The following is a 12,754-nucleotide window of genomic DNA, read 5'->3' as shown; positions in this document are numbered from 1 at the left end:
CGAGCGCGCCAGCCGTCGATCTCCAACAGGTCATCCCGGTCGGAAGGATGACCCAAAACGCCTGCGAGATCACCTACGCGCGAATGATGTTGTCTGCAGGCTGAGGAAACTTGCCGCGGCAATCGACCAGCAGCGGAGCATGCGCGCCGAGCATTTGATAGTCGAACTTGTCGTGATCGGTGGCAAGCAAGACACAATCGAAGCGCCGCAGATTGTCCGCGGTGAGCGCGACACTCGACAGGTCGAACGAATGCGCTCGCATTTTCGGGAATGCGGGAACATGCGGATCGCTGTAGGCGACCTTGGCGCCGAGATCGCGAAGCTTCTCCATCAAGAGGACCGACGGCGATTCGCGGACGTCATCGACGTTCTTCTTGTAGGCAATGCCGAGAACCAGGATCGAGCTGCCGCTGATCGACTTGTGCCGCTGATTGAGGGCCAGCGAGATCTTGGATACGACGTAGTCCGGCATCGAGGAATTGATCTCGCCGGCGAGCTCGATGAAACGCGTATGCATGCCGTATTCCCGCGCCTTCCAGGTCAGGTAGAACGGGTCGATCGGAATGCAGTGACCGCCGATGCCGGGACCGGGGTAGTACGGAACAAACCCGAACGGCTTGGTCGCCGCGGCGCGGATCACCTCGTGAATGTCGATCCCCATCTTGTCGGCGACCATCTTCATTTCGTTGACGAGGCCGATATTCACCGACCGATGGATGTTCTCCAGCAGCTTGGTCAACTCGGCGGCCTGCGTCGAGCTGACGGGAACGACCTTGTCGATCACCTGGCGATAGAGGGCGATGCCGGCCTCGAGGCATGCGGGGGTGCAACCGCCGCAGACCTTCGGAATCGAGCGGGTCGAAAAATTCTGGTTGCCGGGATCTTCCCGTTCCGGCGAGAAGACCAGAAAGATGTCACTGCCGACGGTGAAGCCGCATTTTTCGATACGCGGCTTCAGCTCCTCCTCGGTCGTGCCAGGATAGGTCGTGCTCTCGAGCGACAGCACCATCCCCCGATGGAGATATGGCAGCAGCGACTCCGTCGTGTTGAGCACGAAGCTGAGATCCGGCTCGCGATATTTGTTGAGCGGGGTCGGGACGCAGAGGATCAGCGCGTCGACCTCCTTCGCACGCGAGAAATCCGTCGTCGGCTCGAAGCCGAGCTCGGTTGCTCCCCTGATGCTCTCGCTCGAAATATGTTCGATGTAGGAACGCCCGGCCCGAAGCGCATCGACCTTGGTCTGGTCGATATCAAAGCCGATAACCTTGTAACCAACTTCGCTGTAGCGAAGCATGAGCGGCAGGCCGACATAGCCCAAGCCCACGATGCCAATCCTGGCGGTCTTGCGGTCCAGCTTGTCGATCAGTTCGGTATTCATGTCCAACGCTCACAGGTGTGTTGTGTGTTCAAATCAGCGTGCCGAAAAATCCGCGAGGTAGAGCGCCTTTGGCGACGGTTGCATAGACGCCCCGCCCCCCTCCGACAAGCCCAAAAGCGGGGCCAGCCGTGGCTCTTCCCCCTGGCAGGAGCGGCTCTCAGGCCCGTCCACCGTCCGTCGCCGGCCAACCGCGCCACATCAGATAGTCGATCACGGAAAGGCCCGGAATGAACGCCTCGTCCGGGCCATAAGGCTCGGGCACGAAACCCTGGTTCACCAGACGGATGCCATGTTCCTGGAACAGTTCGTCCTGCTGATAGCCTCCGGCGCCGCCGCCGGCAAGGTAGGCATCCCCGCCGACCGCCTTGATCAGCGATATGAGCAGCTCCGTCGCCTTGCCTGCATGCGGCAGCTCAGACTGCCGCTGAAATCGCGTCGCAAGGCCGAAGTGCTTCGCGATCGCCTTGATGGCCGCGATATTGAACGCTGCAAGGTTCGTCTCATGCTGCTCGATCAGGGGCTGCAGCAGCGCCATCGCCTCGCCGAAGTGGGGTGTCTTGCCGTAGCTTGCCTGCAGCGTCGCAATCATCTTGCGACGCCAGGGCCGGCCATCGTCGATCTCCGCGGCATTGATAGGTGCCCCCAACGGCAGCCGACGGACCGGACACGTGGCCCAACGCGCCTCGCCCTGGATCGCAATCCGTACCCTGTTCGACCACGAACCCATGCCGCCCGATCCCGAGCGTGGATAATCGACGGCATCGAGCAGCACGAACACGTCCGCACGCCGGATCTTGTCAAAGTACCCGAGCCACGGAAAGAAATTGGGTTGATGGATCGCAACGAGGCACCCCATCGCATGCCACTCGCTACAGCCGCGTATCGAAGAACGATTTGAGCCGGCGGAACCACCACAGCCCAGCCCAGAAGACGGCTGCTCCAACCACCGCCAGATAACAGATCATCCAGAGGCTCGGCATCGCTCCGTCCACGACTGCCATGCGGTAGCACTCCGCGATGACATAGAACGGGTTGAACTGCAGAACAGGTCTAATGAAATTCGGATAGGACGAAAGCGGATAGAAGATCGGAGAAGCGAACAGCAGCACGGTGAGCACATTCGGCAGCGCCAGCGCGGTATCTCGCACGAAGACGTTGAGCGCCCCGAGGAACAGTCCCAGTCCCGACACGAACAGGATGTGCAGGGCCACGATCAGCGGCAGCGCGAGATAACCCGGACCCGGCATCTCGCCTGAAACGACCTGCAATATGAAAATGATGGCGAACGCGACGACGAGCGGCACGATCCCCATCAGCGCGCCCACCATCGGCAACAACTCCGATTTGAAAGCGATATTCTTCACGACACCGGCATTTCCGACCACGGACGTCGTTGCCGCCGACAAGCCTTCACTGATGGCGAGCCACGGCCCGTAGCCGCTCAGCAGCCAGATCACATACGGCAACGCCCCCGTACGTCCCGGCAACCGCGCCGGAAAAACGACGGTGAACACGAACGTGAAAATGCACATCAGCATCAGCGGCGACAGCACCGCCCATATCAGTCCCAGCGCCGACCCCAGATAGCGGTCGCCCAGCGTCATGCGGAACAGGTTGTTCAGCATGCCGAGGTCTCGCCGATCAAAACCCGCCAGCATCATGTTTTGACATCCTCAAGGCGCCGCGCTGCGATCCGCGGGGGGTAGAAGATCAGCGGACGCCCACCGACTTGCCCTTCCTCGTCGATAACCTCCAGCACGCGTGACATGGCTTCCCCGTCGCATCCCTCGCCGTGGAGCGCAACATCGAAGCGATACAGATCGGCTCCCAGCACGAAGGGATCCATATTGATGGTGACTGTAAAAGGCCCCGACGCCGGCAACGCTTCGCCCACCTCCCCAACACGCCGTCGCCAGACCAGCCGTCCGTCGACTCGCGTCAGAACAAGCTCGAGATCATGCGCCGGCCGGGCCGGGTCGATCCGCCCCCGCACCACGATCGCCAAGGGCACCATCGCAAGCGCGGTCGCCTTGCATGCGTCTCCGCGTTGGATGATTTCGACCGTATCGAGTTGAAGCGGTGCGGCCCGATTCACCACGCGCCCTTCAAACTTGCGCATCAGCTCCGCCTCGTCCGCCTCGCGCACGGCGGCCTCATAGGCCTTGGTGACGACCTGCGGCGAACCGTCCATAACGAGCCGGCCGTCGTCCATCCAGAGGCATCGTGAGCACATTTCCACGATCGAACCCAGGCCATGACTCACGACGATGACAATACGGCCACTGGCCGCAACTTCCCGCATACGCTGCGTCGCCTTGACCGCAAAGAAGGCGTCGCCGACCGAGAGCGTCTCGTCGATGACGAGAATGTCGGGATTGATGAACGCGCCCATCGAGAACGCGAGACGGGCCTTCATCCCCGATGAATAGGTTCGCACCGGGCGATCGATGAACTCACCGAGTTCGGCGAACGCGATGATTTCATCGGCGACTTGATCGATCTGCTGCCGGCTGCGGCCGTGTACGGCAGCGTCGAGGAAGATATTGTCACGGCCGGTCATGTCCTCGCGCAGCACCGCGCCCACGGTAAGCATCGCGTGCAGGTCGCCGTCGACCTCCACGGAGCCCGAGGTCGGCTCCGTAAGCCCCGCAATGATTGAAAGCAGCGTCGTCTTGCCGGCACCATTGCGGCCTATGATGCCGACACGTTCGCCCTCAGCCACCGCAAAGCTGATCTGGTCGAGCGCCTGCACATGACGCGTCGTGATTTCGCGCTTGCCGGTGCGCAGCGCCTCGAACAGCGACACGGGTCCGCCGCCATGGTCGGCAAGCGCAAACACCTTGCTGACATTCCTCACCCGAATTGCCGCGCGCATCAACCGGTCACTCTCCACTCGGCCGGCAGGCTGAAACCGCGGCCGTCCACCCCCTCGACGCCGAGTTCCAGCCCGTTGCCGTCGAGCCAGCTGAATCCATCGAGAACAATCTTGACCGCCGAACTGTGCGGCTCCGGCATGACGAGGTGCATGCTGATCTGGTAGCTGCCCGGCGGCAGCGGCATTGCCGGGATATCGACATTGAACGCATAGCGCCCCGGCTCTTCGCCGACAGGCGTGGTCCGGCGCGACATCAGCCCGGTCTCCCAGCCATAGGCCGGCTGCAGGCGCTCGACCGCAAGGACGACACCGACCTCCGCCCGGGCGAGGATCTCGACCTCGGCCTCAAGACTGAAATCCGTTCCTGTCATAATCTTGCGCGGATAGACGGGCGTACCGGCGAAGCGCGCGATGCCGTCACGGTAGGTCGATTTTGCCTGCTCGCCGTAGAGGTAGCGCCGCACGGCACGCTCTGCCGGCCCGGAAAAGACCATCTTGCCATGATCCAGCACGTGCGCTGTTTCACACAGGCGCACGATCGCTGACCAATCGTGCGTCACGAGGACACCCGATGCCCCGCCCGAGACCCGTTCGCGCAACCGCCGCCAGCATTTCGACTGAAAATGCTGATCACCGACCGCAAGCACCTCGTCGAGCAGATAGACCTCGTATTGCCCGGCGGTCGCGGTCGAGAAATAGAGCCGCGCACCCATCCCCGCCGAATATGTGAGCACCGGATCCTCGAAACGGTCTCCAAGTTCGGAGAAGTCGTGGATATCCGAGATCATCGTCGCGCGCTCGGCGGGCGAAAACCCGTGCACGGTCAACAGCCGATCGGCATATTGTCGTCCCGTGAGCTGCGGGTTGCCAACGAGGCCGAGTTCATAGAGGCCCGACATCGCTCCATGCACCGCCACCTTGCCGGCATCCGGCGCGTAAACGCCGCCGATAACCCGAAGCAGCGTGGACTTGCCGGCCCCGTTGCGGCCGAGCACGCCGAGGAACTGCCCCTTGGGCACATCGAAGCTGACGCCGTCGAGCGCCGTGAAATGGGGAACGTCGCCTCCCCGCCCCAACGCAAGCCGCCAAGCGCTGCCGCCGTCGACAAGTGCAAAGCTCTTCGAGACACCCTGACAGGTGATCGCAACGGCTCGCGACATCATGCCTTCGTGCACCGCTGGTGCCGGCAATCAGCTGCAGACTCAGTGAACGGCTGTTCAAACATTTTCGAGATCAAGGTACGCATTCATTTCTGTACGGTGCAGACCGCCCGTCGATTTGCGGTCCGACACAAGTCCATCGAGGACGCCGAATGGCCGGCTTGTCCGTCTAGCTCAAGGCGCAACCGAATCCAACGGCTATTGCGCAGGTCGGGATATCCGGTCGGGATACCCCCCACTGCTCAGCTATTGCGGCCCTTTGCCTTGTCGATGCGAAAGCTCCAACCGTGAATTTCCACGGTTAGATTGTCATACATCTCGCCGTCGAACGCCCGGAACCGACGTGCGAACTCGGCCTCTGAGACATCGGCTGCAATGCGACACGCGGCCAGGAAATCGGCGCGGGTATGTTTCGGCTGCCCCCAGGCCACGTCGGTCAACGACGGCATCGGTTGCCCGGTACAAATCAAACGTGCGTTCGCCCCGATCAGCCGAACTCCCGCGGCGTTTGCCAGCTGGAGCAGCTCACCAGGCTTGATGGCCTCCGGTACATCGAACAGCTCCGTCGCAACGATCGGACCCGCATCGACGCTCGCTGTCATCACATGCAGCGTCGCACCGTAGCGAGTGGCACCGGCGTAGACCGCAAAATGGTGAGGATCCCGTCCGGGAAACGCTGGCGATGCCGCGTGGAGATTATACGCCGGTCGCGACATGGATTTCAGCAGCGCCGCCGGAACGATCACGCCGGTGCCGAACGCCAGCAGCGTGGTTCGTTGATCGAACTCCACTCTTTCAAGATCAGCCAAGGCGCGAGCCACGACGACCTCGCAGCCCGCCTCGGCCAGTATCGCATTCAGGCGTGCAAGATCGTCTCCCTCGAAAACGGTCAGCAGAACAACCCGGTGCAGCACCGAAAAATCCTTATTCAACTAGCAAGCGACACGATAGATGTTCGTCCAGCCCGGTCACTCATCGGATGTTCGGGCGATCATGTGTGGCTGTTATCTCGTCGTACCAGCGGCCCATCGCGCTCGCGTATCCGTCAATGGCTCTCTGCAGCCTCGCCCGCGGCGGCATGACTTCGGGGGTCCACCACTCCGGATGCGTAAGCACCTGCAACCGCTCATCCGTCGCCTGCTCGAGCACGGTCTTGAGGCGCCGGTGGCGCCACACGCCATTGCTATCCGACACATAACCATAGCTTGCCCTAAGCGAGCGACCATACGCGTTGACCATGCCGGCGACGATATCGTCCTCGAGTTCGGACGGATCAAGAATCCCGAACAGATGGAAACTGATCGATGTCGGCGGCGAACCAAATTCGTTGGCGATCAAATCGCGCTCACGGGTGATTGCCTGCAGCAACGCCTGCCCTCGGAGCGCCTCTCCGTAATATGTCGGATCGAAATGCAGGGCGATGTCGTGGCCCAGCGACTTTATCCTGCGCACGCACTGAGCCACGTCGGCCGACATCAGATTGTAGTAGAGACATCTCGGAAACAGGAAATATGTCGCCTTGACGCCCTCCTCCGCTTCGATCTCCGCAAGCTTCAAGGCACGATGCATCGAGGCATCGCAATCGTGGCGCCAGAGGATCGTGCGGCTGGCACCGGCCGACGAAAAATCAACGACCTGATAGGAGGCCTTGGCGAGCCGGAGCAAATCCCGATAGCTTGCTTCGGTGAAGTCCCCGAATTCCAGTTCGTGCTGACGATCTGACGACATCGGTAGTCAATCCACTCTGGTTCAGATCAGCCGGTTGCGAAGGGAACTCAAAACGAACTCCTTTGCGCTCTTCGTTGTGACGGCGCCGTCCAGTTCCAGTTCGGTCAGCCTCAACAGCCCGTCGCCGGTCGCAATGACAGGATCGCCGGCCGCGGCATGGACGACCTGTCCGGGGACCGCAACAAAGGGCTCGCGATGCGGCTCCACGCGCGCGCCCCAGACGAGGACTCTCGTACCGCCTTCGAGCATGGTGAAGGCGCCCTCGAATGGCCGTCCGGAAGCTCTGACAAGCCGAGAGATCGTCTCGGCGGACTGCGTCCAATCGATTCGTCCGTCCGACGCGCGCCTCGGATAACATCGCAGACCAAGTTCCGGGCCGGTCGGCTGCGGTGCGAGGCTGAGATTACCCTGTGCAATGGTCTCGATCAGGTTCGAGAATTGAACCGGCACTTCAAGTCGCAGCCAGTCGTAGACATCGGCAATCGTCGTCTCGGCACCGATCGGAAAATAGGACTTTGCAGCGACCGGTCCGGCATCCAGCCCGTCCGACATTTGGTGGATCGTCAAACCGATACGTTCCTCACCGAGCAATATCGCCCAATTGGGACACGCATTGCCTTTGAAACGAGGCAGGTCGCCCGGATGAGAATTGAAGATTCCATGGGTGAACAGGGCTCGGACAACCGGCGATATCAGACCGACCCAATTCATCGAAATCGCGGCATCGCAGCGCGCTTCCCGCAGCGCCGTAACCGTGTCTGGCTGGTCAAGTCGCGAACCCAGCAGGAAACGGGCACCGATGTGCGCGGCCCAACTCTCGTAGTCGGCCTCCTTCTTCAACTCGTGGCCGGATGCCCGGCAGGTGGCGACGATCGGAATTTCATGCCCGGCGCCATGAATCCGCTGCGCCGCTTCGAACAGCATTTCGGTCCGGCCGATCACGGCCACTCGAAGCTTGCGGCTCACGACGCACCTTCGATCTCGGCCTCGCCGGACGATTGATCCCACCGGGCGACAACTTCCGAAATCGTGAACGACTGCGCGCCACGCAGGCGGGCGAGGCACTGGTCGAGGAACCAACCGGTTCCGGGTTGCGTCCTGTCAGCTGGGCTCAGATCGCTTCGCCGCCACTGCGGAAGCGGCCTGCTGGACTTGAGCGCCTCATAGGCCGCCACACCGTCTGAGTTCAACCACGCGTGCACCGGATGGAAATTCAGGACCTTGAGACCCGGCAAACGCAGCCATCCGGGCTCCGCCAACCACTTGTGTCCGGCGATCATGAACATGTTGTCTTGAAAGACGTGTGGGATGCGGACGAGTTCGGCTCCCCCGGGGCTGTAGCGAAGCTTGTGCGGCCTTACATCGCGCGCCAGAGGCAGGTAGATCGAACAGTCCACTTTGAAGCCATAGGTATCAGCCATCAGTTGAAGCAGCCGCTCCGATTGATGCAGCGAATGCGTGCGGACCACGGTTGCAGCGCCGAACCATTCCCGCACCGTCTGAAGTACTTGATCCGGGGTTGTGCCCTGCGTGCTGCCGGCAAGAAAATTCGGATGCACGCCGACCTCAAACAAAGGATTGTCCAGCAGTCGGGTAACCGCCGCGCTCTGATGTGTTGCAAACCAGGTTGCGCGGACATTCGCTTCGATCACGCGCTCAGCGATGTCGTCGATCATCCAGTCCGGCGCCCAGTCGATATCGAATGTCAGAACCATCGGAGACTCTGGAAGCATCGAACAGCCTTGCATGTCGCCGCAGGTCTAATGTTTGGTCGCTTCGAGATAGACGCCGAAGCGATGCGGATCGCCCTTCCAGCCATATCTCTTGATGCGAGCGACTGAAAATCCTCTCAGGGCGCCCTGAATCTCATAGTCGCGGAAGTGATGGAAATGGATCGAGTCTCGATAGAGCTCGGCGCTTTCCGTCCAGATCAGGGTTGCCAGATAGAGCTTACCGCCCGGCCTCAGCACGCGCGCCGCCTCAGTGATTGCCGTGTGGTGGTCGAGAACGTGATCGAGACTGGTCAGGAACGAGACACAGTCGAAAGTTTCCCTGGCGAACGGAAGGAATTCGGCCATGCCGACGACGCGAAAGTGCTCGCTTCTGCCGAGCGACGGTTCGATCCCGAGATATTCGCAACCCGACGGAAACAAGCGACGGCTCAAATCCGGGTTGTCACAACCGATGTCGAGTACGAGCCCGCGGGCTGTGCCAACCAAGGTCCGGGAGCGAAACAAGTGACGCCTGTACCAGTGGTCTTGCAACGGCGTATTCGGTTCGCCGACGGCGTTCTTGACGGCACACAGATACAGGTATTGATCAAACGCGTTCTTTATCGAACCGATCGACAGCGTCTCGATCGGCAGGTCGGAGAAGTGTCGCGCAGCCCGCGGCAAGAGAACCGGCAACTTGTTCTCGATCGGAAACGACTCGCCTGCCCCCGTCGAAAGATCGGCTCCACTGAAACGAAGTGGCAGGCCGGAGTCGGGCGAAACAAGCATTCCGTTGATTCGACCGAATTCGACGGCAGTGGCGTGCCCCTCGGGGTAATCAAATGCGGGATCGAAAACATCTTCATTTTCGTCGATGTCGATATCGCGCCAAGGCGTTCTCAGCCAATCCATGAGTGTTCAAGCTTTCTCGAAATGGCCCGCGCGCGATAACCCGTCTCTGAGTCCAGTCGCTGGCGGCCCCAGCAATTGCACCATTCGGTCGATCGCGCCGACATAATGTTCGGGCTGTTTGTCGACGGTTTCGATCGTGAGACGATGATTCGATGCGCTCGCGATCATCTCTGCAATTTCCTGAAGAGACGCGACCTCGGGCCCGGCGACATTGATGGCATGAGACTGCTTGAGTTCCAACGCCGCGATCGTCGCCTGTGCGGCATCGTCGAGAAAGATCGGGTTGAGGCGTGGGCCGCAAGACTCGGCAAGGCGAATCGGCTCTCCGCGCGCAATGGCGCCCCTAATCCGCGCGATGAGAAATTCCCCACTCTGCCCAGGCCCGTAGACAAAGAAATATCTGAGGCGCGAGACCACAAGATGCGGCTCGAAACACTGCAGCAGTATTTCAGCGGACACCTTCGCCTGAAGGTAGAAGCCTAGCTCAGTGCTCGGCCGAATGGGCGCATCCTCGTCCAATGGCTGCGCGGAAGGTCCATATATTCCACCGGACGAGGCCAGGACGAATTGGCGCGCGCCGTGGCCGACCCCGTATTCCGCCAAACGTGCCGCAGCGGCGATCGAGACTGCTGCTATCGCACCGGACTGTCGGGGAAACTCCTTCCAGCCGCCTGCTTGCGCGAGGTGAATGATTGCATCGATACGGCCGACGTGTTGCAGGTCCGATGAAAAATTACCCGACAGATCTGCTTCCACAGTGCGCACATTGCTGAAACCCGCTATCTGCGTTCCCGGCCGGATCAACGCCGTTACAGACGCACCCCTGCTTTGCAGCAGGCTCAGCAGGCGTGAGCCAAGGAAGCCGGTCGCGCCCGTCAGCAAAACGTGCCGATCTGCCAGATCCAATCCGGAACGCCCAATGTTCTGCGAAGACATTCGCTCTTACTCAAGTGTCGCGGGCGGCCGGCCGTGCCGATGCAGGTGGTCGTAGACTCGTTCATAACGTTCGGCCAACACATCCCTGGACCACCAGCGCTCCGCGTGCGCGCGGCTCGTGTCGCCGATGCGGGCGCGTTCGTCCGGATCGGTCACCAAATCCCGCAGCACCTCGTAGACGGTTTCCTCCGATGCGTCGACGATCGGACACTCGGCAATGGCCTGGACGGCGGGCAGACCGCGAGCCTCGACCTTGTTGACCCGACCAACGACGGGACGCCCGAGCATCATGCCCTCCCGCGCGGTGGCGCCATAGCGGCCATAGTTGAGCTGATCGACGATGATGTCGGCTTGCGCGAGCATCCAGCGATTGTCGACGCTCGGAACGTCCTTGCGGAATAGCAACCGGACCGCATGCCCCTCTGCCTTCAGCCGATCGATCGCAGCAATGACCGCGCCGGTCCCCTTGACGTTGACGCCCTGGCGGGTGCGCATCTCATAATTGCCGACCGAGTGATAGATCAGGATTTCACCGTCAACCTTGGCCTCACGCAACGACTCCGGCACCGGAATTGTCCGCCCCAGTTCCGGACGCCAGAACTCGGGATCGATAGCAAAGGTGAGCGGCTCTCGGAAAACCGTGGCCGCATCCCGAAAATCGAGCGGAGGATCGGTCTCGATGCAGATCAGATCGGCCAATTGCCGGACCTTCCAGCCCCAGGCAGACATGCGATGATCGGAACAGATCTCGGGCCGCTCGCGCCAGGCGCATTTTGGGCACATTCCGGGGCTCCATGCCTCGAAGCCCGTTTGGGTGATCAAGTCATGGCATCCGGTGATGCTGTAGCCGATCTTCGCACCGCGCCGCTTCAGTTCCAGCACATCCCAAGGGATGCTATCGTGATTTTTCGAGATGTCGTCGTAGTTGTAGGGAAAGAACGAAAGGGTTCCCACGCCGGCGAAATGAAACATGTCAAATCGCTCGGCCGCTTCCTGGAAGCGCTCACGCAAGATCTGTTGCTGCTTATTGGCGTCCGCTTCGAACAGGTTCCAATCATGCCCGTGGAAATGCTGGGCGTAATCGGAGTTCGGGTCAACGATTGCCATCGACACCGCATCCCAGCCGCGCTTGCGCAACGAGCCGGCCAGAAAATGAAAATTGTAATAGCTCGGATTGACGAAAAGAACCGACCGGCGGCGGGGCACGGCAGGATCCCTTTCAGGCCGGGGAACGTCTCGAATCGGCTCCTCGCCATAAGGCGGATTGAGCGTAGGCGGCTGCTCCGCGGCTTCGATATGATGCAGCGTCATCAAGCTTTTAGGGAAAGCAAGACCAAGCGCGATCATCAGCCGACGGCGGCGAACGTCAGGATCGGCCCGTTCCGGCCGGAATCCGAGAGGCCAGGTCGTTCCCCGCTGTGCACCGCCAGTCGCTTGATCCGACGTGATCAAGGTCCTCCACACCAGCTCGTTGTCGCGTGTCGACGATGCGATCAACGTGCGCACAGCGGAGCAACTCTTCTCCGACCAACAATCGTCGGGAGACTGGGGATCGGCGGATAAGCACTCGGCCAGTTTCCACTCGACGGCCGGATCACGGGCCCACGCCCGCAATTCAGTCTTGCTCGGTAGGAGTGCGACCAGATCTGCCGGAAGATCCGCTCTAACCTGAAGCAGAGTAACCGACGCCGCCGCGCGGATCGGCAATAGACGCAAGCGTCGAGACCTGGTGCCCACCATTCGGAATAAGACGGAAGCGTAGGTCCGACCGAACGGCTTCATACTCGCGATCACTGGCTCTTTGGCGCGAAAGACGCGCGATGCGTCAGCCTCCACCTTCGGCTGCGAAAGCCCGGTCCGTAGGGCATCCTTCCACTTCTTCGCGCGGCGTACCACGTTGTACGGAATGGTAGTCATCAACGACTTCAAACTGGCGACCTTTCGTGGGGTCGAGCGACCGCGCGAACGTTTGGATTACAGCTGGTCAGCCAGCTACTCCGGATCAAGTAGCTGATGTGCTCGGCCGGTACTTTAAGTGAGACAAGTTGCCCGG

Annotated in this window: 12 protein-coding genes; all 12 read right to left on the bottom strand. The window is 61.0% G+C overall.

Annotated elements, in window-relative coordinates:
* Window positions 1-73: 73 nt before the first annotated feature.
* The 12 genes from BRSPCE3_RS19390 to BRSPCE3_RS19335 all read right to left on the bottom strand — a co-directional run bounded on the left by BRSPCE3_RS19390 (window position 74) and on the right by BRSPCE3_RS19335 (window position 12,618).
* Window positions 74-1,378 (bottom strand): nucleotide sugar dehydrogenase, encoded by a 1,305-nt coding sequence (locus BRSPCE3_RS19390; protein WP_244067686.1) that lies wholly within the window; start codon window positions 1,376-1,378, stop codon window positions 74-76.
* A 157-nt stretch (window positions 1,379-1,535) separates the two neighbouring features.
* The gene (locus tag BRSPCE3_RS19385; protein WP_244067684.1) at window positions 1,536-2,234 is read right to left on the bottom strand and encodes a WbqC family protein; all 699 of its coding nucleotides are present in this window, start codon (window positions 2,232-2,234) and stop codon (window positions 1,536-1,538) included.
* 13 nt (window positions 2,235-2,247) lie between these two features.
* Window positions 2,248-3,039, bottom strand: coding sequence for an ABC transporter permease (locus BRSPCE3_RS19380; RefSeq protein WP_244067683.1), 792 nt, complete (start codon window positions 3,037-3,039; stop codon window positions 2,248-2,250).
* Window positions 3,036-4,253, bottom strand: a complete 1,218-nt coding sequence (locus BRSPCE3_RS19375) for an ABC transporter ATP-binding protein (RefSeq protein ID WP_244067682.1) — start codon at window positions 4,251-4,253, stop codon at window positions 3,036-3,038. The genes BRSPCE3_RS19380 and BRSPCE3_RS19375 overlap by 4 nt, the downstream gene beginning before the upstream one ends.
* Window positions 4,253-5,413 carry an ABC transporter ATP-binding protein gene (locus BRSPCE3_RS19370; protein WP_244067680.1) on the bottom strand — a complete coding sequence of 387 codons (1,161 nt, stop codon included), beginning with the start codon at window positions 5,411-5,413 and terminating at the stop codon, window positions 4,253-4,255. Before BRSPCE3_RS19370 ends, BRSPCE3_RS19375 begins: the two co-directional genes overlap by 1 nt.
* A 242-nt stretch (window positions 5,414-5,655) precedes the next feature.
* On the bottom strand, window positions 5,656-6,345 hold the full coding sequence (locus BRSPCE3_RS19365; RefSeq protein ID WP_244067678.1) for a formyltransferase family protein: 690 nt from the start codon (window positions 6,343-6,345) through the stop codon (window positions 5,656-5,658).
* A gap of 40 nt (window positions 6,346-6,385) precedes the next feature.
* Window positions 6,386-7,141 carry a hypothetical protein gene (locus BRSPCE3_RS19360; protein WP_244067677.1) on the bottom strand — a complete coding sequence of 252 codons (756 nt, stop codon included), beginning with the start codon at window positions 7,139-7,141 and terminating at the stop codon, window positions 6,386-6,388.
* A 21-nt stretch (window positions 7,142-7,162) separates the two neighbouring features.
* On the bottom strand, window positions 7,163-8,107 hold the full coding sequence (locus BRSPCE3_RS19355; RefSeq protein WP_244067675.1) for a methionyl-tRNA formyltransferase: 945 nt from the start codon (window positions 8,105-8,107) through the stop codon (window positions 7,163-7,165).
* Entirely contained in the window at window positions 8,104-8,856 is a 753-nt protein-coding gene (locus BRSPCE3_RS19350) for a hypothetical protein (RefSeq protein WP_244067674.1), read from the bottom strand. Before BRSPCE3_RS19350 ends, BRSPCE3_RS19355 begins: the two co-directional genes overlap by 4 nt.
* Window positions 8,857-8,901: 45 nt before the next feature.
* A complete protein-coding gene (locus tag BRSPCE3_RS19345) occupies window positions 8,902-9,765 on the bottom strand; it encodes a class I SAM-dependent methyltransferase (protein ID WP_244067673.1) in 864 nt (287 codons plus the stop codon).
* Between the two features lie 6 nt (window positions 9,766-9,771).
* Window positions 9,772-10,701: an NAD(P)-dependent oxidoreductase gene (locus BRSPCE3_RS19340; RefSeq protein WP_244067671.1), complete on the bottom strand. Its 930-nt coding sequence runs from the start codon at window positions 10,699-10,701 to the stop codon at window positions 9,772-9,774.
* 6 nt (window positions 10,702-10,707) lie between these two features.
* Window positions 10,708-12,618 (bottom strand): hypothetical protein, encoded by a 1,911-nt coding sequence (locus tag BRSPCE3_RS19335; RefSeq protein WP_244067670.1) that lies wholly within the window; start codon window positions 12,616-12,618, stop codon window positions 10,708-10,710.
* Window positions 12,619-12,754: the final 136 nt, after the last annotated feature.

The sequence above is a fragment of the Bradyrhizobium sp. Ce-3 genome, from assembly GCF_022835695.1.
Classification (GTDB): domain Bacteria; phylum Pseudomonadota; class Alphaproteobacteria; order Rhizobiales; family Xanthobacteraceae; genus Bradyrhizobium.
This window is presented reverse-complemented; position numbering and strand designations above follow the sequence as displayed.

What these genes read in the sequence shown, in the direction of transcription:
- BRSPCE3_RS19390 (WP_244067686.1), bottom strand. Translation starts at nt 1,378, where the DNA reads ATGAATACCGAACTGATCGACAAGCTGGACCGCAAGACCGCCAGGATT.
- BRSPCE3_RS19385 (WP_244067684.1), bottom strand. Translation starts at nt 2,234, where the DNA reads ATGGGGTGCCTCGTTGCGATCCATCAACCCAATTTCTTTCCGTGGCTC.
- BRSPCE3_RS19380 (WP_244067683.1), bottom strand. Translation starts at nt 3,039, where the DNA reads ATGATGCTGGCGGGTTTTGATCGGCGAGACCTCGGCATGCTGAACAAC.
- BRSPCE3_RS19375 (WP_244067682.1), bottom strand. Translation starts at nt 4,253, where the DNA reads ATGCGCGCGGCAATTCGGGTGAGGAATGTCAGCAAGGTGTTTGCGCTT.
- BRSPCE3_RS19370 (WP_244067680.1), bottom strand. Translation starts at nt 5,413, where the DNA reads ATGTCGCGAGCCGTTGCGATCACCTGTCAGGGTGTCTCGAAGAGCTTT.
- BRSPCE3_RS19360 (WP_244067677.1), bottom strand. Translation starts at nt 7,141, where the DNA reads ATGTCGTCAGATCGTCAGCACGAACTGGAATTCGGGGACTTCACCGAA.
- BRSPCE3_RS19350 (WP_244067674.1), bottom strand. Translation starts at nt 8,856, where the DNA reads ATGGTTCTGACATTCGATATCGACTGGGCGCCGGACTGGATGATCGAC.
- BRSPCE3_RS19345 (WP_244067673.1), bottom strand. Translation starts at nt 9,765, where the DNA reads ATGGATTGGCTGAGAACGCCTTGGCGCGATATCGACATCGACGAAAAT.
- BRSPCE3_RS19340 (WP_244067671.1), bottom strand. Translation starts at nt 10,701, where the DNA reads ATGTCTTCGCAGAACATTGGGCGTTCCGGATTGGATCTGGCAGATCGG.
- BRSPCE3_RS19335 (WP_244067670.1), bottom strand. Translation starts at nt 12,618, where the DNA reads ATGACTACCATTCCGTACAACGTGGTACGCCGCGCGAAGAAGTGGAAG.